Source organism: Paenibacillus thalictri (assembly GCF_004307995.1).
GTDB classification, from domain to species: domain Bacteria; phylum Bacillota; class Bacilli; order Paenibacillales; family NBRC-103111; genus Paenibacillus_AF; species Paenibacillus_AF thalictri.
Window position 1 is genome coordinate 48,722 of record NZ_SIRE01000038.1, and the last position, 24,141, is coordinate 72,862.

At 53.6% G+C, this 24,141-nt stretch carries 15 protein-coding genes; 10 read left to right on the forward strand and 5 right to left on the reverse strand.

Annotated elements, in window-relative coordinates; genetic code table 11:
• Nucleotides 1-65 precede the first annotated feature (65 nt).
• The 5 genes from EYB31_RS36045 to EYB31_RS36065 all read right to left on the reverse strand — a co-directional run bounded on the left by EYB31_RS36045 (nucleotide 66) and on the right by EYB31_RS36065 (nucleotide 11,214).
• A complete protein-coding gene (locus tag EYB31_RS36045; protein ID WP_131018408.1) occupies nucleotides 66-2,321 on the reverse strand; it encodes a helix-turn-helix domain-containing protein in 2,256 nt (751 codons plus the stop codon).
• 156 nt (nucleotides 2,322-2,477) lie between these two features.
• Nucleotides 2,478-7,031 (reverse strand): glutamate synthase-related protein, encoded by a 4,554-nt coding sequence (locus tag EYB31_RS36050; protein ID WP_240763186.1) that lies wholly within the window; start codon nucleotides 7,029-7,031, stop codon nucleotides 2,478-2,480.
• A 436-nt stretch (nucleotides 7,032-7,467) separates the two neighbouring features.
• The gene (locus EYB31_RS36055) at nucleotides 7,468-8,829 is read right to left on the reverse strand and encodes a glutamate-1-semialdehyde 2,1-aminomutase (protein ID WP_131018409.1); all 1,362 of its coding nucleotides are present in this window, start codon (nucleotides 8,827-8,829) and stop codon (nucleotides 7,468-7,470) included.
• A gap of 49 nt (nucleotides 8,830-8,878) precedes the next feature.
• Nucleotides 8,879-9,946, reverse strand: a complete 1,068-nt coding sequence (locus tag EYB31_RS36060) for an ATP-binding protein (protein ID WP_165452796.1) — start codon at nucleotides 9,944-9,946, stop codon at nucleotides 8,879-8,881.
• A gap of 227 nt (nucleotides 9,947-10,173) precedes the next feature.
• On the reverse strand, nucleotides 10,174-11,214 hold the full coding sequence (locus EYB31_RS36065; protein ID WP_131018411.1) for an LCP family protein: 1,041 nt from the start codon (nucleotides 11,212-11,214) through the stop codon (nucleotides 10,174-10,176).
• A 277-nt stretch (nucleotides 11,215-11,491) separates the two neighbouring features.
• On the opposite strand from EYB31_RS36065, the gene EYB31_RS36070 reads away from it, so the two are divergent.
• From EYB31_RS36070 to guaA, 10 genes are all read left to right on the forward strand, one after another.
• On the forward strand, nucleotides 11,492-12,535 hold the full coding sequence (locus EYB31_RS36070) for an ABC transporter ATP-binding protein (protein WP_131018412.1): 1,044 nt from the start codon (nucleotides 11,492-11,494) through the stop codon (nucleotides 12,533-12,535).
• On the forward strand, nucleotides 12,528-13,322 hold the full coding sequence (locus EYB31_RS36075) for an ABC transporter permease (protein WP_131018413.1): 795 nt from the start codon (nucleotides 12,528-12,530) through the stop codon (nucleotides 13,320-13,322). The genes EYB31_RS36070 and EYB31_RS36075 overlap by 8 nt, the downstream gene beginning before the upstream one ends.
• A 6-nt stretch (nucleotides 13,323-13,328) precedes the next feature.
• Nucleotides 13,329-14,114, forward strand: a complete 786-nt coding sequence (locus EYB31_RS36080) for an ABC transporter permease (RefSeq protein WP_131018414.1) — start codon at nucleotides 13,329-13,331, stop codon at nucleotides 14,112-14,114.
• 111 nt (nucleotides 14,115-14,225) lie between these two features.
• Nucleotides 14,226-15,455 (forward strand): serine hydrolase domain-containing protein, encoded by a 1,230-nt coding sequence (locus EYB31_RS36085; protein WP_131018415.1) that lies wholly within the window; start codon nucleotides 14,226-14,228, stop codon nucleotides 15,453-15,455.
• A 102-nt stretch (nucleotides 15,456-15,557) separates the two neighbouring features.
• Complete coding sequence (gene bcp, locus EYB31_RS36090; protein WP_131018416.1) at nucleotides 15,558-16,025, forward strand: thioredoxin-dependent thiol peroxidase; 468 nt, start codon at nucleotides 15,558-15,560, stop codon at nucleotides 16,023-16,025.
• A 214-nt stretch (nucleotides 16,026-16,239) separates the two neighbouring features.
• Entirely contained in the window at nucleotides 16,240-17,571 is a 1,332-nt protein-coding gene (locus EYB31_RS36095) for a polysaccharide deacetylase family protein (RefSeq protein ID WP_165452797.1), read from the forward strand.
• A 271-nt stretch (nucleotides 17,572-17,842) separates the two neighbouring features.
• Nucleotides 17,843-18,820, forward strand: coding sequence for an AAA family ATPase (locus tag EYB31_RS36100; protein ID WP_131018418.1), 978 nt, complete (start codon nucleotides 17,843-17,845; stop codon nucleotides 18,818-18,820).
• 10 nt (nucleotides 18,821-18,830) lie between these two features.
• Complete coding sequence (locus EYB31_RS36105; RefSeq protein WP_131018419.1) at nucleotides 18,831-20,024, forward strand: DUF58 domain-containing protein; 1,194 nt, start codon at nucleotides 18,831-18,833, stop codon at nucleotides 20,022-20,024.
• The gene (locus tag EYB31_RS36110) at nucleotides 20,011-22,431 is read left to right on the forward strand and encodes a transglutaminase-like domain-containing protein (protein WP_131018420.1); all 2,421 of its coding nucleotides are present in this window, start codon (nucleotides 20,011-20,013) and stop codon (nucleotides 22,429-22,431) included. The genes EYB31_RS36105 and EYB31_RS36110 overlap by 14 nt, the downstream gene beginning before the upstream one ends.
• Nucleotides 22,432-22,529: 98 nt before the next feature.
• The gene (guaA, locus tag EYB31_RS36115) at nucleotides 22,530-24,068 is read left to right on the forward strand and encodes a glutamine-hydrolyzing GMP synthase (RefSeq protein ID WP_131018421.1); all 1,539 of its coding nucleotides are present in this window, start codon (nucleotides 22,530-22,532) and stop codon (nucleotides 24,066-24,068) included.
• Nucleotides 24,069-24,141: the final 73 nt, after the last annotated feature.

Consider the following 24,141-nt stretch of genomic DNA (forward strand, 5'->3'; position numbering starts at 1 on the left):
TTTCCTATAAACAGCAAAAAGGGAGGGCAACCCCCTCCCGAAGCACCTTTTTCCGCAAGGCACACTTATCCTTCCCGCTGCTTGCGATATTCGCCGGGAGTCATACCCACCGTTTTCTTGAAGACACGGGTGAAGGAAAATGTATGCATATAACCGACCTCGGCGGAGATATCCTGCACCTTCATGTCCGTTTCCACTAGGAGGCGTTTGGCTTTCTCCATCCGGACGTAGGCCAAGTAATCGACGAAGTTCTCGCCGTTTTCCTCCTTAAACAGCTGGCTCACATATTTTGAGGATACGCCAAACGCTTCGCTTAAATGCACAAGTGACAAATCGGGATTGCTGAAATGTTCGTCAATATACGCGCGCATTTTACGGCTCAAGGCAAATTTGCCGCGGCTTTCTCGTAAGAGCGCCAGTTCCTGGTGAGCGGCTTCCAGAAGCGACTCGAGTGTGGGCAGCAGCTCGCCAAACGATTCGCTTTGCTCCAGCAGCTCGGTGAGCTGCGCACTGTATACCTGCTGCCAGACGGCTTGATATTCTTCCGGCAGCTTCATGACTTCCATGCGGATGTGATACTGAAAATAATCGGCCAAGCTGCGGAAATCTTCATTGGAGAACATGCCGCCGCCAAGCTGCTCGAACAATCGTGTCAGATCGTCTCGCCAAGCTTCTCCGAGCATAAAGGAGCGGGCTATGGTACGGATCGTCTGCAGATGCTCGTAAACCTCTCCGGCCGTATTTCCGTTGTTGACCCCGTGGTTAATGAGGCGATTACAGCCTAACGACGCTTTGTAGCTCAGTGCTTTTTGCGCCGCGGAATAGGAAGCTGGAATCTCAGAGAGGGAAGATACGGCTTCGCCGATCGCAATTGTAACAGTGAATGGCAGGTTGTTCGCCGTCCACTCGCGCAATTGTTCCTGCATGGCCGCGCATTGCTCCGAGAAGATCGTGCTGCCGTTTCCGTTTGGCCCGAAATAGACGGCCCCTAAGCACCGGTCCGTAATCCATTCCGCCCATACTTCGCTGAAGCGGGTTTCGGCGATCTCTTTCAGTACATTTGCTAAGGCGAATTTGAAAAGCAGCTTGTCCTGCCCCGAATAAGTGCGGTTAAACGTATACGCATGGTCGATTTCGACTAACGCAACAATGGAGCTTCCTTGTTCCCAAGCCGGGTTCCATATGCCGGATGTGCGCCATTCTTCAATAGGAAGCCGCTCGCCACCTTCAAACAAGTGACGGATATCGCTTTGTCTTTTCAGCGACATATATTTTTGCTGTTCCGCCATATGGCGGTGGGATTGTTCGATCATCCGGTCCATTGTCGATTCGATAAACTGAAATTCGTCTTTTTGCGGCGATTCCAGCGGCGAGCCGTTTTTTTCATCGATATAAGCCTGGATACGCGCAGTTATCGACTCGATTGGCTTGTAATTGCGCCTGGTTACGATAATAATCCAGACCATACCGATGACCAGAGCGGCGATGCCGGCCAATCCCGATATGTAGGTCGATCGAATGACAAAGTCGAACTGCCCTGCATTTTTGAGACCGCTGTATATTTCCCAGCCCGTATAATCGGACTTCACTTTGGAAAGCGTCTTGGCTGCTTCGGCGGTTTCCGCAGGCAGATCTCCGGCGGCTCCGCTGCTGTTCAGAAGATGGCCGTCTCCATCGGCCAGTTTGAAATACACGGTGTCCGAATGCGTCAGTCCGGCAATGATTTTCTCAATTTCATCCGTGTTGACATTCACGACGACCATTCCTTGACCGCCGGATATTTGCGGAACCCGTTTGACAAGGGAAACGACGGTTTTCTGCTTCTCCTGTCCGGGGAATTCGGAGAACGTTCTGCGGGAAGTCCATAGCTCAGGGAAATTTCGCCCGATCATCGATTCTATAAATGCTTTATCCCCGAACTGATCCAGGGAGGAGGACATGTTCTGACTTAACACGGTGTTGTCGTCGATGCGAATTAAATAGATGGAATCGATCATTGGAATAGTTGTAATGATTTCCAGCATTTTCTGGGAGGGCTCGCGGATCGTATAGTAAGTATTATCCCATTGGGAGTGGTAAAAAAACTGCTTCAGCTTGGAGTTGGTTTCGATCTCCTTGTAGATCAGCTGTTCAATGGAATGCAGGGTACCGTCTATTACTTCCATGGCATAGTTGGTATAAGCTTCGTTCATCTTCAGAGCCATTCTTTTGGAGACAATCCCAAGCGACGCTAAAGACAGCACCATGACAAGCGTAATGGAGACAAGGAACACCGGCAAATACGATAAGAGCATTCGATAAAACCAGCGGTTGGTCTTCATTTATTTCTCCTTAAGAGGCATTGACGTACTCGTCTTTAATGTGTTCGGTTCCTGATGTCCGGTTTCCTGCCTTAAAGTGACAAATTTCGCATGAAAAAAACCCCTGGAGCTCGGTTACGAGCTCTCAAGGGGTTATAGTCCATATGACGTATTCGATTATTCGGTAGCTACCGATTGATCGGCTTGCAGATGAACCGGTGCGATCCGCACAAAGTTGCTTTCCAGATCGGAGAGCAGGTGCTCGATCTTAGCCGCTGCTTCCGATTGACCGGAGATAGCAAGCTCGTCGCGGTATGCGCCAAGCAGCTCGTTCAAGTCGCGAATACTGGATTGCCCGATTTTCTCGACTTTGACTTTAGCGCCTTTGGCGATACGGCGGTTGATAGCCGCTTCGTCAAGCCCCATCTCAGGAGCAATGCGTTGGTAAATAACGCCGCCGGTCATACCCGCGCAAATCCATGGGCCCGGATCGCCCATAACGACGGCACGGCCGTTTGTCATGTATTCGAAAGCAAAGCCCTTCAGGTTAGCGCGGCTGGCAATACTGCCGAGCTCGTCGCGCAGCGGTGTCGTTACTTCGCCGCCGAATACGACATCGGCGCCGGAGAAACGAATGCATGCGCGGGAGTCTGCGCCGCCTTGAATCAGGAACAAGCCTTTTTGCGCGCCGTAACCAAACGATTTACCAACGGAACCGTTGATGTACTGTTTGTTTTTGCCCGGTGCTTTCAAGATGGCGACTTTACCGCCGAGCGACATCTTGCCTACGCCGTCCTCTGCGCCGCCGTGAACGGTAATGTTCACGCCTCTGGCGTTGAAGGCCCCAAGGCCGTTGCCCGGAACGGAATCGTTAAGCGTCAGGCGAGCTTCAGGCAAGCTGTCGTAGCTGCCGTCGAAACGGTCGCGTACGCGATGGCTGGAGAAGCGGCTGCCGATAATGCGCGATTCGGCATCGACTTTTGTCCAGTTGCGCTCAACGGCGCTGTTCCAATCAAGCGAATCCGGGAAGAACTGTTGTCCTTCCGCGCCTGCAGCGATTTTGATATCAGAGGAGGCGACGGCTGCTTCGCTTTCGGCCAGCGATTGCTCCTTAGAAACAAACTCAAGCGGAGCCGGACGCAAAATATCGGAAAGATCGATTTTTTCAAGGTGGCTCGTTTGCTCCAGCAGATCGGAACGTCCGACCAGCTCTTGAAGTTGTTTAAAGCCAAGCTGCGCCACGATTTCACGGGTTTCTTCGCCGATGCCGGAGAACAAACGAACAAGGCTTTCAACAGCAGTGTCGTACACGCGAGGCACGAAACGGCGCAATCCTTTTTCTTCGGCTTCTTCCATCGAGTCGATTTGCGTAGCGATACCTACGTGACAGGTGTCAAGGTGACAGCCGCGGCAAGTGGTACAGCCGATCGATTGCATTGCGATACTGCCGAAACCAACACGGTTGGCCCCAAGCATAATCATTTTCACAACGTCAGCGCCGGATTTCATACCGCCGTCGGACCACAATTCCACTTTGTGGCGCAGGCCGGCTTCGATCAAAGCGACGTGAGCGAGCTTGGTGCCGATTTCCGTCGGCAGGCCGACATGTGTAATGGAATGAATCCGCGCAGCGCCCGTACCGCCGTCGAAACCGGAGAGGGTGATGACATCCGCGCCGGCTTTAGCAACACCGACAGCGATGGTGCCGATACCCGGTACGATAGGCACTTTAACGATAATTTTCGCTTTACGGCCGCTTGCTTCTTTCAGCTCGGAGATGATTTGCGCCAAGTCCTCGATCGAATAAATATCGTGGTTGTTGGATGGCGAGATCAAGTCGGAGCCAATCGTCGCATTACGCGCCGCGGCGATTTTTGCCGTAACTTTCGAACCAGGCAGGTGACCGCCTTCGCCCGGCTTTGCGCCTTGGCCGATTTTGATTTCAAGGAATGCGACAGCGTTCGCCAGCTCGACATTGACCCCGAAACGTCCGGATGCGACTTGCGCGCCGCGGGTCCGTTTGTAGCGGCCGAGCATGTCTTTGATTTCGCCGCCTTCGCCGTTCATCGATACCATGTTAAGGCGTTCGCCGGCTTCGGCATAAGCGCGGAAAGCCGTTTCGTTCTGCGAGCCAAACGACATCGAGGAGATCAGCGTCGGCAAGGAGTAACCGTCGATTCCAATATCCACTTGGGACGGATCCAGCGGCTTACGTCCGTCGGACAACGCTTTTGCAAAATTGAAATCCGCAACGTGACGGATGGAAATCGGATTTTTCTTCTCTTCTTCGCGCAGTTTATCGCGGTAGTCGCTGTATGGCGCCGTTCCTGAAGCTGCGTCGCCGAGCGCCTTCCACATACGCTGGAAGAAGCGGAAGTTGCGGGACGCCTTGGCTTTGGCATTGGTGAAATCGTTGTAACGGGCTTCTGCGCCGGCTTCCAGCTCGGCAAAGCCGGTGCCGCCTTTTTCGCTGCCTAAATAGTTAACGATATCAAGCACTTCCGCCACTTCCGGCTTCAGGCCGATCGCGGAGAAGAAACGGGTGTAACCGCGCAGCTCATGAGTACCGATCGTCGAAATGACTTTTTCCAAACCTTTGCTGAGCGCGGAGTGTACTTTACGTGCAGCTGAAGCGCCATGTGCCGAAGCGGCGGTGGTAAACAGCGCGTACGGCGAAATAATGTCAGCGCCCAGTCCGCAAGCGACAGCGATATCATGCAGGCTGCGGATCGATGCGCTGCGAAGTACAACGGAAGCGTGGCGGCGCAGGTTGTCGCCCGAGCCAAGCTTCACGCCGCGAAGCGCGATGTCCACCTTGGATACGGCCAAATGCGGATCCAGCCACAGGCGGTCGTTCTCGTGAGCGCCGGCATCGTCCAGCACAAGCAGTTGAGCGCCTTGTTCAACAGCCGCAATCGCATCGGCTGCCAGTTTATCCAGCGCCGCCGCTAAGGAAGTGCCGCGGGCATACGTCGTCGAAAGCACAGCGGCGGATTGCTCGCTTATATTGGAATAATATGCGACCAATTGGTCAAAGGACATCTGGCCAATCTCTTGTTCCGAGTCGATCCCGTTGGAACCTTCAAGCACAAGCGGTCCGAGCAGCTCCAAACGTTGACCGACGGAAGGCTGGCCGTAAATAACAGGGCGCTGTCCGACAATGATCCGGGTCGAGAAATGCTCCATCTCGCGGTCGCGGTCGATCGCCGGGTTCGTTACGACAGCAACGCTTTCCTTAATAAAGTCCGGAATGTTGATGCGTTCCACGTTCAGCGCGGCATGCGGGCTGTCGTGTCCAAGCGAGCGGATCGGCTCCGCGCCGGTTTCGGCCATTGTTTCGATCATCGTGATCCCGTCGCGGTCCCAGCCAAATGCGCTGTACACATTGTCGGCCATTTTCGCGTCCTCGCGAACGGCAACGTCGGTCAAGCCGCTTTTGTCGCCGGCCAAATGCTTGCGCATGCCTTGGAAATCGATACGCGAGCTGGCGCGCTCAAGAGCAAGCTCTTGTACACGGGTGTACGGGAGCACTTGAATATGCTCGCCTGGTGTCAGCAATATGCCGATTTTTTCGCCCGGTGCGATCGGTTTCGGATCGGCCACCATTTCCGAGGCGGTAATAACGCCTTGCTCGGAGGAGAAATACAGCGAAGTTTCGCTTTCGACCATCCATACGGGACGCAAACCAAGCGCATCAACGCTGAAAATGCACTCATTGCCGTATCGGGAGACGATACCGGCCGGACCTTGAGCATAATGGCCCCAAATTTGACGGAAATAAACGTATAAGTCCTGAAGTTCCGGACGGAATTGCTTCATTTCATTAATAATCGGCGGAAATACAAGTTCCATTGCTTCAAACAAGCTGAGGCCGAAGCGGTGAATGAATGTCTCAATGGTGCGGTTCATGTCTTGGGAGTCGGATCCGCCGTCTACAAGCGGTACGCCCACCATATCGGCTTCCAAACGCATCTTTTTGACGGTATTGATTTCGCCGTTGTGTCCTAGCAGAGAGAAAGGTTGAACGCGGAAGAAACTGGATTGTGTATTAGTAGAGTAACGGTTGTGACCGATCGTGACTTGAGCTTGGAATAGCGGGTCGCGGGTGTCGTTGAAATATTTGGGCAGGATCGAGGCTGCACCCATCACTTTATAAGCGGCTGTGACATTACTTAAGGAAGCGACGTGCACGTAAAAGCGAGATTCGATAGCGATATGAAGTTCGAATAAGTGGTCTGCGACATTCACGTCCGGTCTTTCGCAGAGGCCTGCGATCTGCCAGAAGGTTGGCTCGTCGTTCAGACCGTTTGGTCCGAGAACGCTGCTGTCGGTTTGATTTTCCTGTTCCATTAAAATAGTAACATCTTGCTGCTTGAACATGTCGCGAATGTGCTGTTGAATTTCAGCAACGGTCAGTTCAAGCTTACGCGGCACGAAGATGTGTGCTACCGAAAACCGACCATCGTACGCGAGTTTGCCGTCAAGGCCCGCTGCAGTCAGCTTGCTTTCCCAAAGCGCTCTAGGTATATCGGTTAAAATTCCGCATCCGTCGCCTTCGCCGTTGATAAAACCGGAACGATGTTCCATTTTCACAAGGGCATCGATCGTTTTTTGAATGTTGTCGCGGGACGGGAATCCGTCTTTTTCAATAATACATACGATTCCGCAGCTGTCATGCTCAGTGGACAGCAAGTGTTGAAAACGGCCTTCATTGCGCATTACGTCATTCATTTTGTTTGGTCAGCGGGCTGACCGTCACCTCCTATAATATTTATAACAGTCCTTTTTGGGTATAAACGGACTCAATTACAACACAGGAAAACATTGAATAATTATACATTATCGCTGAATATTACCTGCAGTCCATCCCAGGATCGGAGACAAAAAAATAACGCGGCCTCTGCCGTAAAAAGCGAACGGCATGACCGTCTTTTCGTGAAATCCTTATAAAATACCGATTTTCAAAAAAGTGTAAAGTAAATATAGAATACCATGAAAAACTCATGGATACAATAGAAGTTTACGGATTTATCACGCATGTAAGCGCTATCTTTTGTGTATATTGGTGAATAAAGGTAGAAAATTGGCGAAATTTTCTGCTCTAGAAAGACGAACGAACTATTATCAATGGCTGATAATAGTTCGTGATTATCCTGATAAAACCTATTTATCTGTTTTCGTTCATTTCGCGAAAAGCGTCCCTTGCGGCGTCTAATGTCAGGTCGATATCCTGATCGGTATGCGCGGAAGTTAAGAACCATGCTTCATATTTGGAAGGGGCGAGGCAGATGCCGCGGTCCAGCATCAAGCGGAAAAACCGGGCGAATTGTTCGCCGTCGGTATCTTGGGCTTCATCGTAATTGGTGACAGGGTGCTGGCAAAAATGGGTGGAGAACGCACCCTTGATCCGGTTGACCGTCAGCGGAATTCCATAATGCGCCGCGCTCTCGCCAAGGCCGCCCGCCAGACGTGCGGCCATCCGGTCCATCCGGTCGTAGAGACCGGGCTCGCGGAGCGCTTCGAGACAAGCGATGCCTGCGGCGATGGAGGCGGGATTGCCCGCCATCGTACCGGCTTGGTAAGCCGGACCCAGCGGAGCGACCTGCTCCATCACTTCCTTGCGGCCGCCATAAGCTCCGATCGGCAGGCCGCCGCCGATAATTTTGCCAAGCGCCGTCAAATCGGGTTCGATCTCGCGATACAACTTGCTTGCTTCCCCGGCTTCCTGCTCGGCCAGTCCGGCGAAGGTTTGCGCGGCTCCATAATGGAAGCGGAAGCCGGTAATGACTTCGTCGTAGATCACCAGCGAGCCGTTCCGGCGGGCGGCCGCGCACAGCTCCTGCAAGTAACCCGGCTGCGGCATCACCATGCCAAAATTGCCGACGATCGGCTCGATCATAACCGCTGCGACATCGCTGCCCCAGCGGTTCAGCGCTTCTTGCAGGGCCGCCGGATCGTTGAACGGCACGGTGATGACCTCGTGCGCGATCGATACCGGAATGCCCGCGCTGTCGGGAATGCCCAGCGTAGACGGGCCGGAACCGGCCGCTACGAGCACCAGATCCGAGTGGCCGTGATAACAGCCGGCGAATTTAATGATTTTGCTTCGTCCGGTGAACGCTCTGGCAACCCGAATGGTCGTCATGACGGCTTCGGTGCCGCTGTTGACGAACCGCACTTTATCCAGCGACGGAATCGCTTCCTTCAGCATGCGGGCAAAATGAATTTCCAGCTCGGTCGGCGTCCCGTACAACGTACCGGTTTGTGCCGCCCGGCAGATCGCTTCGGTGACATGCGGATGCGCATGGCCGAGGATGATCGGCCCATAAGCCGCCAAATAATCGATATAGCGGTTGCCGTCCGTGTCCCAGAAATAAGCGCCTTGCCCTCTGCTCATAAAAACAGGCGCGCCGCCGCCGACCGCCTTAAAAGAACGGGAGGGGCTGTTGACCCCTCCGACGATATGTTCAAGCGCTTCTCCATAAAGCTGCTCGGAGCGCTTGCGGTTATGCGTATGTAATTTATCCATGTGTGGACCTCCATCAATTGCTGCCGGACATGCGGGAGGATGCCGATTTTTACTCCGGCAGCTCAATATGTACAGTGGCACCGGAATCGGCTTCGCTGGTGATGTACAGTTTGCCGTTGTGGTTTTCTATGATTTGATAACTTACCATAAGGCCCAGCCCTGTACCGCCTTCTTTGGTCGTAAAGAAGGGGCTGCCGAGCAATGCGATCTGGTCTTCGGGGATACCGGGGCCTTGATCGCTAATTTCGATTTTAAGCTTGGCCCCGGGCTGGCGTTTGATCTTGAATTCGATTACACCGCCGCCGCTCATCGCTTCGATCGCGTTTTTCAGCACATTGATAAATACCTGCTTCAGCTGGTTTTCATCGCAATAAATGTGCGGCAGCGACGGCTCGAGGACCATTTTGATTTCTATATTATAAAGAATAGCCTGAGCGCTCATAAACGATACAATATTTTCGGTAATGACGGCAAGATCATGGTGTTGAAACGATTCCGTCTGCGGTTTAGCCATCCTCATAAACTCGGTAACGATAAAATTAATCCGTTCCAGCTCGGATAACATGATTTCGAAATAAATCGGGTGATTCGGGGACTGCGATTTCAGCAGCTGTACAAAACCTTTCAGCGCCGTTAAAGGGTTCCGGATTTCATGTGCGATGCCGGCGGCCATCTGCCCGAGCGCCGACAGCTTATCCGACCTGCGGATCATTTCCTCCGTAAGCAGCTTCTCCGTCTCGGCTTCGTGAATCGCATGTTCGCCGGATATAAAAACGCCGGACTTTGGCAGTTCGCGCTCCGGAACCGCAGATGCCGAAGGGCGCGCTTGCGTTTCTACGGCGGTCGCGGTCACATGGACCACATCGCCATCGATAAAAACAGGCTGCAAGGCAGCCTGAAAGTAAATGCCGTTAAGCTCCGCGACAAATAACGCAGCTTTGCCGCTCCAGGCAAGCTCGTAATTCGGCAGCAGGCTTTTGGCCAGCGTATCGGGTACAAATTGTTCAAGTGCGCGGCCAATGACCTGTTCAGGTTCGAGACCCAGCCGAATGGCAAGTTGTCCGCCCAGGAAGGTATGAATAAAACGTTCTTCCTGTTTGCTGAATGTATACGTCATACCAGGCTGCGAGTTTACCCAGGCTAGAAGCTGCCCTTCGGGTAATGGGTAGGGATCGGAATTGGCTTTATACATATGGGCGTCACCTATAGGGCAAGTATGTAGGATCGGGCTTGCCTTTAGCAAAAACAAGATGTGAACTTAAGAAGCGATTCCACGGCGGGAAAAGCCGTCGGTTATGATGCTTATTATATTCCCATACCGATAAGTTCAGCAAGCCTATAAGGCTATTTTTTGTTTGTCGCCGGTGTTCCCGTCACGCTGCCGGTCCCGGAAGGGGCGGTCGTTTGCTTGGTGCTGTCCGTCTTCGGTCCGCGGATCAACAAATCCTGAACGTAGGCCTTCAGCTTGTTTTTATCCGCTGAGATGACCGCCGCCCCGCCGATATTTTTCTCCACCAACAGATCGGTTGGCGGAATTTGCTCGCCGGCAATGCCGTCGGCTTTGACGTCGTAAGCCAGAGAACCGAGCTTTAACATGTCGGTGGTCGTGATATTTGTTTCAATATAAGGATCGATGCTGCTCAGAATGCGGGGCAGCTTCAGCAGGGAAGAGGTTGTCTGCATCTTTTGCGCGACCGCCTGCAAAAACTTGCGCTGTCTTTCCGTACGTGCGAAATCGCTCAGCGCATCGTGGCGGAAACGGACATATTGCAGCGCTGTTTTGCCGTTCATATGCTGCATGCCCTTTTTTAAATCGATATCGTAAATGTGATCGTCTTCGGAATCGCTGTATTTCATATTTTTTTCGACATCGAGATCGATGCCGCCAATGGCGTCAACCAGCGCGATAAATCCGACAAAGTCCGTATAGACATAATATTGAATAGGAATGCCCAGCAGATCGCTGACCGTTTTCATCGCCAAATCAGGCCCGCCTAAGGCTAGCGCCGTGTTGATGCGGTCCTCGCCGTAGCTTGGAATCTTTACATATGTATCGCGCAAAATGGAAAACAGGTACGATTTCTTCGTAACCGGATCGATCGAAGCCACCATCATCGAATCGGAGCGGGGGACTTCGTTTTTCTTCAGCCCGCGCGAGTCTCCGCCGAGCAGCAGCACATTGACACGTTCTTTACCTTCCCATTTCGGCGGCGCGAACGTTTCCGATTTCTGAATGTTTTTGACTTTTACCGTGGGGAACATCGTGTCGTTTGGCTTGCTTTGAATGTGGTTGGCAAACTGCACGATATAATAAGTGTAATAACCGATAACTGCAAGCACCAGCAGCAGAAACGTAAGCAGCACCCATTTGATTTTTCTGGCCATTCGCCTCGGTCCTTTCCTGGTAGTGTCAGAAAGCAGTGATGTTCATTGCAGCGTTTGTTGTTATGCCGACTTTCTGCACGCAAGAAAAACTTCCGCTTGCGCGGTCACCAATCTTGCTGGGGCTTCAAGTTTTACTTGATGCCCGGCTTCCTTTCGCTTTGCAGATCATTCGTGTATGATAGCAAATGTGGCAAAAAAATTCCCAAGTTAAATTATAGTTGCTTTGCATGACCAATCGCAAGTTGCGTCAATTTTTGACAAAACGGAGGAAAGCCGGATGTTAGCCATCGATGTACATGAGCTGCGCAAAGAATTTCAAATCCAGAAAAATCGGGAGGGTCTCAAAGGCGCCTTCCGTGATTTGTTTAAACGCGAGTATTCCCGCGTAACAGCGGTGAAGGATATCAGTTTTCAAATCCCGCAAGGAGAAATTTGCGGGTATATCGGCGAGAACGGCGCCGGTAAATCGACAACGATTAAGATGCTGACCGGCATCTTAATGCCTACAGCCGGCGATATTCGCGTCAATGGGTACATTCCCTTTAAGGAAAGGGAGAAGTTTGTCCGCGGCATCGGCGTCGTATTTGGCCAGCGGAGTCAGCTGTGGTGGGATATCGGCGTCATTGAGTCTTTCCACCTGCTCAAAAAAGTATACCGGGTTCCGGACAGCGATTTTAAACAACGGCTGGATGAGCTGGTCGAGCGCCTGGAACTGCAGGAGTTGTTGAACCGGCCGGTGCGCAAGCTCAGTCTCGGCCAGCGGATGCGCTGCGAGTTGTCCGCCGCGCTGCTGCATAATCCGCAAATTTTGTTTTTGGACGAACCCACGATCGGTCTGGATATTATAGTAAAAACGGAAATCCGCGAATTCTTGAAATCGATCAATCAGCGCTACGGGACGACCATTCTGCTGACAACCCATGATCTGCAGGATATCGAAGCGCTTTGCTCCAGAGTGATCATGTTGGATGACGGACGTATCATTTACGACGGCAGTCTTGATGAGCTGAAAGCGACGTGGGGCAAAGGCAAGGAAGTCATCATCCAATTTGCCGAGCGGGTATCGCTGGAGGAACTCAAGCGTTTGACCGCCGGGCTCGAAGTGGCCTGGGAGCTGGAGAACAGCCTGACGGCCAAAGCGTTTATTCCCCAGCAGAAAGGAAGCGTGTCCGAGGTGCTGGCCCGCGTGGTCGGCGGACGGCAAATCGAAGACATTAAAATCGTCGAGACCAATACCGACGATATCGTCCGGGAAATTTACAAAACCGGCTCCGCGGCGAAACCTGTCGAAGCGGTACGGGAGGAACCGGTGCATGTTTAACGCTTATCTCGACATTATCCGCATGAGATTTCTCATGATGCTGGCATACCGCGTCAACTACTACAGCGGCATTATTATTTATGCGCTGAATATCGGCGCATATTATTTTTTGTGGAAGGCGATCTACGGCGGCAGCGAAACGCTGGGCGGCATGACCGTCGCTCAAATGACCACGTATGTCGCTATTTCCTGGATGGCCAGGGCGTTTTATTTCAACAATCTGGACCGCGAAATTGCCAATGAAATTAAGGACGGCAGTGTGGCGATTCAATTTATCCGGCCTTACAACTACATTGTTGTAAAAATGATGCAAGGGCTCGGCGAAGGGGCGTTCCGGTTCTTGTTGTTCAGCATACCGGGCATGATCCTGGTGTCGCTGCTGTTTCCGGTGCAGCTGCCGTCCGACCCGAAGGTCTGGGCGTTGTTTCTGGTCATGTTGTTCTTCAGCTTTCTAATTAATTCGCAGATTAATATTGTGACCGGACTGTTTGCCTTCTTTCTGGAAAACAATGAAGGCATGATGCGGATGAAACGGGTGATGGTCGATTTGTTCTCCGGCTTGGTCGTGCCGGTATCGTTTTTCCCCGGATGGGCCGCCGGACTGTTAAAGCTGCTGCCGTTCCAGGCGATCACGTATTTGCCGGGTACGGTCATTACCGGAACCGCATCGGGAGAGTCGGCGCTTGCGGCGTTAGGTATCCAGTTTGTCTGGTTTGCGGTGCTGATTATCCCCATGGTGTGGCTGTGGCACGGGGCCCGGTCGCGTCTGTTCGTACAGGGAGGGTAATGGACCATGTTTTATATGTCGCTTATTGTGGAATATTTGCGCAATTATATGAAAACACGGCTGACCTACCGGTCCGATTTCTGGATCGAGGTGTTGTCCGATCTGCTGTTTAACGGCATGAACTTGTTTTTCATCCTCGTCGTATTTTTGCACACCCAGCTGCTGGATGGCTGGAACCAGGATCAAATCTTGTTCATCTACGGTTATTTTATGGTGCCATACGGCATTTTTATCACTTTTTTTAACCTATGGAACTTCAGCGAGAAATATATCGTCAAAGGCGAGCTGGACCGCATCTTAACCCGGCCCGCTCACAATCTAATGCAGCTGATGCTGGAAAATATCGATCCTTCGTCGTTGTTTAGCGCGTTGACCGGGTTTATAGTCATGGCCTATGCAGGAATCAAGCTGCAGCTGTCGGTCGCATGGTATGACCCGCTGGTGTTCGTCTTGCTTGTGGCCGGATCAATTATGATTTACGGCGGCGTGTACATGATGTTTACCGCGCTATCGTTTTTCTCGGATGCGCCTACCGGCATTATGGCTTTGCTGTGGAATCTGCAAAATTACGGCCGTTATCCGATCACGATTTACAACGGCGTATTGCAAATTTTGCTGACGTGGGTGCTGCCCTTTGCTTTTGTCGGCTTTTATCCGTCGGCGTATTTTTTGGACCGCGCGCATTTCGGCGTGATGGCGCTGTTGACTCCGGTGGTCGGCGCCGTAGTTTTGGGCGTGGCGTTATGGGTGTGGAATACAGGGTTGCGGCGTTATCGGGGCGCCGGTTCGTAGCGGGGAGTTTTTTACAAAAAGCTCCTTGCTTTTTTTTGGGATTTTCATACTATTTTCATAATTATTTTGTACACTAAGGAAAGATTGGGTCAAAATATGAGGTGAAAAGCGATGAACCATCTTACGATAAAAAAACGGCGGATGCTGAGCACGGCTGCCTATTGCAGCGCTCTTGCGCTGCTGCTGACGGCATGCGGGGACAAGCCGGTAGATCCGCGTTTCTATAACAATGCAGCCGTCGTTAAAAAGGTTTCCTCGGCCAAAGCGCCGGACTACTGGCCAACCGCAGGATGGAAAACAACGACTCCGGAGCAGCAGGGGATGAATCCGCAGGCTCTGGCTCAATTCGTGGACGGCTTGAACGGCAACAACGTACATAGCTTTGTTGTGGTGCGCAACGGCTATATCGTAGCTGAAGGCTACAACAGCATGGTTGATGCCAATACGAAACAAGAGGTCAAGTCTGTGACCAAAAGCATTACGTCGGCAATGATCGGCGTAGCGGTCGGCGATAAAAAAATCAGCGGTGTCGACAAGACGGTCGGCGACTATTTTCCCGATACGGCTGCCGACAGCGTGAAGTCGCATATTACGCTGGCACAGCTGATGATTATGCGTTCGGGGCTTGCTTGGGACAATACGCGGGAGAAAGCTACCTATGAAATGATGGCCAGCCCAAGCTGGGAACAGTACATTTTGAGCCAGCCAATGGTTAGCCAGCCGGGCACCGGTTACAATTACAGCAACGGCAACGCCCATCTGATGTCGATTGTGCTGGAGAAGTCGACCGGCGAAAAGCTGCAGAACTATGCGGAAACCCGGCTGTTCACCCCGCTTGGCATTAAGGATGCTTCATGGGAGCAGGACCCGCAAGGCCATACGAACGGTGCGTTCGGACTCAAGCTGACGGTCCGCGATATGGCCAAGATCGGCCTTCTTTATCTCCAGGACGGCAAATGGTCCGGCAAAGAAGTCATTCCGAAGAAATGGGTCGAGCAGACGATATCCAAGGACAAAGACCGGCAGTATGACGACGGCACGCTTGGGGGCTACGGTTATTTCTGGTGGATGAAGAAGCTTTCAACGCAGGTCGAGGAGGGGCTGGACAGCGATGTGTTTTACGCCAACGGCTCGGAAGGGCAGCGGATCTTTGTTATTCCGGAGGAAAACCTGATCGTGGCGATGACCTCCAACAATACGAAAGAAGAACTTATGCCTGAAAAGCAGCTTATTTCCGCAGTTAAAGCCATCGAGTCCAATAAAGCGGTTAAATCCGATCCTGCGGGTACGGAAAACCTCAATAAATCGATTCAGGCCTTTAAGGTGACGGCGGACAAATAAAGACGGCATGATCTTGCGCCGAAAATCGGCGCGGCGTGTAGACAGGGCGGGCCCAGAGATGTATGATATGAGTTGCCATTTTAGACGAGGAGTGGATCATCGATGTCTACGGTAGAACTTCATGAGCAGGTTCCCGATTTCAGCCTTCCCGCCAGCACAGGCGGCTCCATTGCTTTAAGCGATTATCTCGGCAAGAAGGTCGTCCTGTACTTCTATCCTGCGGACATGACGCCGGGCTGCACTCAGGAATCATGCGATTTCCGCGATTATAACGGTCAGTTCGCGCAGCTGAACACCGTTGTGCTGGGAATTAGCCCGGACGATTTGAAGTCGCACGATAAATTCGCGGCCAAGTATGAGCTTCCGTTTCCCCTGCTTTCCGATACGGATCAACGGGTAAGCGAAATGTTCGGCGTGTGGAAGCTGAAAAAAATGTACGGCAAAGAGTTTATGGGAGTGGAACGTTCGACGTTTCTAATCGACGAACAAGGCCGCTTGGCGCAAGAATGGCGCAAAGTGAAGGTCGACAGCCATGTAACCGAGGTGCTTGAGGCCGTCAAAGCGCTGTAAAGCGCCGATAATCTCCAAAATTTCATATCTAAAAAGCCGCAAATCACTGCTGAACTGTTACAAGCGATTTGCGGCTTTTATTTTTGCCGATTTACGGAAACTTGAAGCGGGGGAGGGGCGCATGTCATATGCGGATTCAATCTTTCATATAATCTATCAATATTCTACTTAGAGAGGGATTGTATAAATGGAGCAACGGCGCAGCTTCACCCGGTTGGCAAAAAAGAATTTCCTGATGATGGTCATGATGTTTCAAGCGCTGCTTGCTATATTCCCGTTTTTGGCTTATGCGGGGATACCCGAGGATTTGGATACGGCAGCCGTATTCAAGCAGCTGAAGTCCGGCAGCCATGTCGGCGGGGACAAAGAATACAACTCTCCGGAAGAGCCGACCGTTTATTTGACATTTGACGACGGTCCAAGTAAATTGACAGGCCGCGTGCTCGACATTTTACAGGATGAAGGGGTGAAGGCTACTTTTTTTGTGCTGGGCAACGAAGCGCGGCAGCGCCCCGATACGGTGCGGCGAATTGTCCAGGAAGGCCACGCATTGGGCAACCATTCTTATAACCATGTGTACAGTGAATTGTACGGAGCGGGTTTTTCCCCGTTCTGGAAGCAAATCCAAAAGACCGAAGACATCTTAAACGATATCGCAGGGGTCCGGCCTGCGCTGGTCAGGGCTCCGGGCGGCACGTACGGCAATTTTGATCCGTTTTACTTTTATTATATGGAGCAGGCGGGATATTCCGTCTTTGATTGGAATATAGATAGCGGCGACGCTTCGCGCGCCGGAGTGAAGGCCAGCGAAATTACAGCTACAGTGAAGAAAGGCCCGTTTCGCCATGAAGTCATCTTATTGATGCATGACGGCAGCGGACACGACGAATCCGTGAAAGCGCTGCCGGAAGTGATCCATTTGTTTAAGGACAAAGGGTACACGTTCTCCGTCTTGTCTCCGCTCGTGAAGCCGCCGGTGCTTACCGCCGTGAAACCGAAGTGGGCCAGATCGTATACGGAGGCCGGGTTTGAGGATCAGCTGTCTTTATCGCTGGACCACGCAGCGCTTTTGGAGCCGCAGGAAGCCAAAAGCGGGCCGCAGGACGCTGCCCCGCAGCCGCCGTCCGAACCTCAGCCCCCAGCGGTTCCGCTGCTGCTGCAGTTGGGAGAGCGGCGCCTGGAGTTGAAGGGTGAAGAGTATATCGCCAGGCAGGACCGTGTTGATGTGCCGCTGCGCCGACTGATCGAAGAGATCGGAGGGCGGGTGAAGTGGGATGATGCCCGAATGACGGCAACAGTGGTATACGGTTCCTCTAGAATCGATTTTGACCTGCCGCGCCACGAAATCAGGCTGAAGAGGCCGGAGTACAAGATCAGCACGTTCTCGCTTGCTCCGATGGAGCTTTCGAACGGCTCGTTGATGGTGCCTCTGCGTACTACGCTGGAGCTTCTCGGCAGCCGGATTGCATCTTATTCGATGGGCGATGAGCTTCGGGAGGTTACGGCCGAGCTGCATCCGTATATCGCTTTCGGAAACCGTCTATGAATCGGGTCTAAAACTAGCGAAGGATGGAAAAGCTAGAATCAATAGTTTCTATAAAGTGAAAGTTCAAAAAGTCGGCTTTTCAGCACCGAGAAGGTTGCAAGAACCTGAAGAAGGAGGAGCGGAGTTTAGGCAAACCTTTTTAGGAGCACCGGACTTCGAAGGTGAATGCAACATTCGACGCCGAATAAGCTTCCTCTGCTGCTTCGTGATCAAAAGATGACTTTTTGAACCACCTCTATAATTATAGGAAATCATTGAGGAGGTTCCATCCATGCCGACTTACTCGTATTTATTCGACCAGCCGAGCGCATTGTTCGAAAGAATGCTTCATAATTTGGAGAAAGTCATCGTAGGCAAACGAGATGTCATAGAAAACGTGCTGGTCGCCTTATTCTGCGGAGGCCATGTATTGCTGGAGGATGTGCCCGGAACGGGCAAAACCAAGCTGGTGCGGGCGCTCGCTAAAATCGTCGACGGGTCGTTCAAGCGAATCCAGTGTACCCCTGATCTGCTGCCGTCCGATGTTACCGGTGTATACATTTTCAACCGCCAGACTTCGCAGTTCGAATTTCGTCCGGGGCCGATCATGGCGCATATGGTGCTGGCTGACGAATTAAACCGGACGACTCCGAAAACGCAAGCGGCTTTGCTTGAAGCGATGGAGGAAAGAGCGGTGACGATCGACGGCACGACACACACGCTTCCGGAGCCGTTTATGCTGATTGCTACGCAAAATCCAATCGATCATGAGGGTACGTATGCGCTGCCCGAAGCGCAGTCCGACCGTTTTTTGATGCGGCTGAAATTGGGATACCCGGAGAAACGCTACGAGGTCGAAATGTTAAGCCGCTTGGATGAGAAAGATCCGATTGAGCAGTTGAAACCCGTGCTGCTGCAAGAGGAATTGATCGCTTTGCAAAAACAGGTCCGGCGCATTCATGTGGATGAGCTGCTGAAAGAATATATCGTACAGCTGGCTGCGGCGACACGCGGCCATAAAGAGGTGCTGCTCGGCGCAAGTCCGAGGGCGTGCATTGCGCTGCTGCGCGCTGCGCAGGGCAAAGCTTTTGTATCCGGGCGAAGCTACTGCATACCCGACGATGTGAAAGGAATGGCCGTCCCCGTGCTTGCCCACCGGCTGATTTTATCAGGGGAAGCTCGGATGACCGGGAAGCAAGCCGAAACAATCGTAGAACAAGCTCTTGTATCGGCAGCGGTTCCCGTACTCAAACAAGCGGCCGGGAAATAAGGTGAGGAAGATGAAAAACAACGGTCTTACCTTATGTGTGCTGCTTGTCGTGTGGGGCGTGGCTGCCTATGTGTGCGCCGAATGGGGAGGCCGTCCGGCCGGGACGCTGCTTTACGCTTTGTCGGCGCTGCTGGTCTATGCCGGACTGACATGGCTGATGTCGCTGCATGGGCTTGCTTCGGCAAGGGATGTGGATAAGATGAGGCTGGTCGACGGGGAAGATGCCGAGGTGACCGTCCAGGCGCGAATCGGATCGGTGCTGCCGCTGGTTTGGCTGCTTCTGGAGGAAACCTGGGTGCATGAGAACTCGGGCGAACGCCTCTCGTACGGCAAACTGTTGTTTCCATGGTTCCGGCGCCACGTGACGTTTCGTTATACGATGCCGAAGATGGAAAGGGGCATTTACCGCTTTGAACGGCTGCGGGCGGTAACCGGAGACGTCTTTGGCGTATTTGAAAAAACGGTTGTCGACTCTGCCGGCGGATCAAAACTGATCGTGCTGCCGGCTCCCCTTCCAATTAGCGGATGGAACCGCACGATCGGCGAGGATGGACCCGTTACGATGCAAGCGATGTTTGGCCTCTCGCCGGAAATGAACGGAATCCGCGATTATGTGCAAGGGGACCCGATGAGCCGCATTCATTGGCGCGCTTCCGCCAGAGCAGAAGGGTGGAAAAGCAGAGCGGAAGAAACGACGGCATCCCCGAAGCTGATGGTCAGCGTGGATACGTGCGGCTTTCAAAATAAGCCGCATTTTGAACACGCCATCCGAATTGCTGCGGGTGTGGTCCGTTCCGGCGCGGAATGCGGGATGTCGCTGGCGGTGGCCTGCGGAACGCCTTTGAAATCGGAGTCCGGCAGCGCGCGGTTTAAAGTCGGGCCGCTGGCGGGTTATGAGCAGCTGGCGGCGGCTAAAGCCGGCGGCAGCGCGGCGAGGCTTATGTACCGGACGGAGACAAGCGCGGCATCGCCGCAAACTTGCTACGTGTGGGTGGTGGGCCGTCTGGAGAACTCCTCTGGGCTGGAAACAAACACCGCTGCAAACGCCAAGCGGCGTTTCATGATCGTTTATGTCAGCAGCCGTCCGGTGCTGGATACGGCGGAACGGCAGCGCATACGCAATTTGGAAAACTGCGGGTTCTCCGTCACCTTTGTGCCTTCCCGGCGAACTGCGGATGGGAGGGCTCAATATGTCGGAGCGTAATGAAAAAATCGTCGGGTCAGCGGCTCCTGCGGTCATGTGGCTGCAAAACGGACTGCTTGCCGTGCTGCTGTTTCTGCTATTTCGCGAATGGATGGAGCCTCTTGCCAGATTGTCGGAAGTGACCGATATTTACAGCGTCACGCCGTTTTTAATCGCTTTTGCGTTGTTTCTGCTGATCGATTATATCGGCGTCCCTCTGTGGGCAAGCGTTCCGCTGAAGCTGCTTGCTTGTGTCGGGATCATCGGATATTTGCATTTCCCGGACGTTTTTCCCGGATTGTCATGGCTGTCTGAATGGATCGCGGACATGCCGGATGATGCTGTAAGTATGATGCATATCTCCGCGTTTGACATTAGCCCTGCAACCCGCACGTTGATGTTTTTGAGCGGTTGGGCGCTGCTGATCGGCGTGGTGCAGGCGCTGGTCGTACAGAGACAATACGCGGTGTGGTTTGTTGTGTTGACGATGGCGTATTTGGCGGTGCTGCCGCTGTTTTTTGAGCTGGATACATCACATGCATTAATCAGGACCATGGGCATCGGCCTGCTGCTGCAGGCGCTTGTCCGCTTGCCGCGGCTGGAGCAGCTGTACGCACTGGCGCCGCGGCGCGTCTGGCCGGCCGGCTGGCTGGGCTCGGCGCTGCTGCTGGCCGGGCTGCTGGCCGCGTCCGGCTACGGCGGCGCGCAGCTGGCCGGCACCGGCGCAAGCCGCGCCGACTGGCGCGTGGACGCGCTGGATGCGCTGCGGCGGCTCGCGCCATACACCGCCTCGACGGCGGTATCGCCGCGGGCGGTCACCGGCTACGGCGATGACGACGCCGTGCTGGGCGCGCCGCTGGAGTCCAGCGGCACCGTCGCCTTTTACGCGCGGACGCCCCGCCTGACCTATTGGCGGGGCGAAGCGAAAAGCGGCTACGACGGCCGCGGCTGGCAGTCCGGCGCGAGCCGGCTCGTGCACGTCGGCGCGGCGCAGCCTATCGCAGCGGCTGCGCGCGGGGCCGCGGCCAGCGCCGCAACGGCGGCCGGCATGCAGCCGCAAGCGGCGGCGTATGCCGCCCCTGGCGGCGGGGCGCCCGGCGGCAGCGCCGATGCGCGCCTTGCGCCGTCCGGCGCAGGCGGGGCCGTGCCGCCGGAGACGGCTGCGGCGCAGCCGCTTGCCGGCGAGGCGCTCGCGCAAGAGGTGATGCCGCAGCAGCCGGGCGTCGGCAAGCAGTTGTTCGCCGCCGGCGACATCCTCGGCACGCAGGAGCTGCGCACCGTAGGCGGCGATCCGCTTCCGGGCAGCCTGCTGTGGCGGGATGCGGCCTCCGGCCGAACGTTCCTGCCGGAGCTGACCGGCGAGCTTGGCTACTATAAGGTACTGTCCGTACCTGTCGCTACGGAACCGGGAATGGGCGGCTCAGGCATCTTGGGTGATGTCGGAGACGAATACATTCAACTGCCGGAGCATTTGCCGTCACGCGTTTCCGAGCTGACGATGCGGATTACCGAGAATGCGGCCGGAACGTACGAAAAAGTGAAAGCCGTAGAAGCTTATTTGCAGACTCACTATACGTATACGCTGCAAAATACAAGGCCGCCGGCTCCGGGCGAAGATTTTGTCGATCATTTTCTGTTTACGCAGCAACAGGGTTATTGCGATCATTTTTCCACAGCGATGGCGGTCATGTTGCGGACAATCGGGATACCAACCCGTTGGGTGAAAGGTTTTGCCCCGGGTGAAGTCATCTCGCAGGCAAATTCTCCGTTTGCCGGGCAGTCGGATACGATGCTGACTGTGGAGGTGCGCGGGAAAGACGCGCATTCTTGGGTGGAGGCTTATATTCCCGGAACGGGGTGGATGGCTTTTGAGCCGACGCCCGGGTTTTCAGACACCCCGCTGCTATCCAGTCCCGCTGTGGTCAAAGCCGGCGACTCGACTAAAGAGCGCTCCGGACTGGCAGCGTTTGGATCCTATGTCGCAGCTATGTTCGAAAACGCCGTTCAAAACTTGAACCGCATGAGCTCGAAACTGCAGCAGCTTACGCCCGCGGTAACGGCGTCATTGACGGCGGTGTTCGTTCTTGGAGTTATCGGAATACTGATCTACAAACGAACTATGTCTTATCCGCTGCCAGGTATATCGTTCCCGGCGGAAACGGGCAAGCCCTCGCCTGCGGCAAGGACCTTGTTCCGATTATGGAGGAAGTGGATCAGGCAGCATGGTCCGAGGGAGGTAAGCCAGACGTTGCGCGAATACGTAACCTCCCGTCCGTATGTATCCGAAGCGCAGAAACGGGCAGCCATCGAATTTGCCTTGCTAGCCGAGTCGGCCAGCTATGACGCCGCTTCCGGGCAACGTCTGACCAAACGGCAAGTGCTTGAGTTGTGGCGGCAAATGAAAACGCATAGCAGAAACGTTCCTTGACGATGCCATTTCCCCTTCGCTATAATTATCTCTATTCATTTATGTGGGGATAATAAGCTGCAGCACCTGCTTTGTGGGAAGATTGAAAGGGGATAATTATGGAAAAGCCGAATGAAATGATTGTCGTACTCGACTTTGGAGGGCAATACAACCAGCTGATCGCAAGACGCATCCGCGATCTTGGCGTATACAGCGAACTGCTGCCTTATAACACGCCGGCGGAGAAAATCAAACAGCTCAATCCGAAGGGAATCGTATTCTCCGGAGGTCCGGCTAGCGTATACGGAGAAAATTCGCCTTTGGTGGATACGGCTGTTTATGATCTGGGCCTGCCGATTCTGGGCATTTGCTACGGTATGCAGCTGATCGCGCATCAGTTGAACGGCAAGGTCGAACGCGCCTCCAAGCGCGAATACGGCAAAGCTGAGGTTGAATTTAAGGATAGCAGCGCGCTTGTTCACGGCCTCGATAAAAATCAAACCGTCTGGATGAGCCATGGCGACCACGTGGTCGAGCTGCCTTCCGGCTTCATCGTTGATGCCAGCACCGATCATGCGCCGATTGCCGCGATGAGCCACCCGGACCGCAAAATGTTCGCCGTCCAATTCCATCCGGAAGTACGCCATTCCGTACATGGCAATGAACTCATTCGGAATTTCCTGTTCCACGTTTGCGGCTGCGAAGGCAAATGGAGCATGGAGACGTTTATTGAAGATACGATTAAAGATATTCGCGAGCAGGTCGGCGACCAAAAAGTGCTTTGTGCGCTGAGCGGCGGCGTGGATTCTTCCGTTGTGGCTATGCTGATCCATAAAGCGATCGGCAATCAATTGACCTGTATGTTTATCGACCACGGCTTGCTGCGCAAAGACGAGGCGGAAAGCGTCATGGAGACGTTTGTCGGTAAATTTGATATGCAGGTTGTGAAAATCGACGCCCGCGAGCGTTTCCTCGGCAAATTAAAAGGTGTCGACGATCCCGAGCAAAAACGCAAAATTATCGGCAACGAATTTATTCGCGTATTTGAGGAAGAGTCGGCGCAATTTGACGACTTCGCCTTTTTGGCGCAAGGCACGTTGTACACCGATATCGTGGAAAGCGGCACCGCAACGGCGCAGACGATCAAGTCGCATCATAACGTAGGCGGCCTGCCGGAAGATATGAAATTCAAGCTTGTCGAGCCGCTGAAAACTTTGTTTAAAGACGAAGTGCGCAAGGTAGGCGAAGAGTGCGGTTTGCCTGCGGCTATCGTATGGCGTCAGCCGTTCCCGGGACCGGGCCTTGCTATCCGCGTGCTGGGCGAAGTGACGGAGGACAAGCTGCATATCGTACGCGAATCCGATGCGATTTTGCGCGAGGAAATTGCGAATGCAGGGCTGGATCGCGAGATTTGGCAATATTTTACCGCGCTCCCGAACATGAAGAGTGTTGGAGTTATGGGCGATTCGCGGACTTACTCCTACACCGTGGGCATCCGCGCGGTAACATCCATCGACGGCATGACTGCCGACTGGGCGCGTATTCCGTGGGACGTGCTGGAGAAAATCTCCGTGCGCATCGTCAACGAAGTGGAGAACGTCAACCGCGTAGTGTACGACATCACGTCCAAGCCGCCGGCCACGATTGAGTGGGAATAGAACCCGTACAAATAATGATTATACTTTAACTATAGAAAAAAGCCCTTTGAGAGGGCTTTTTTCGTTTCTCAAT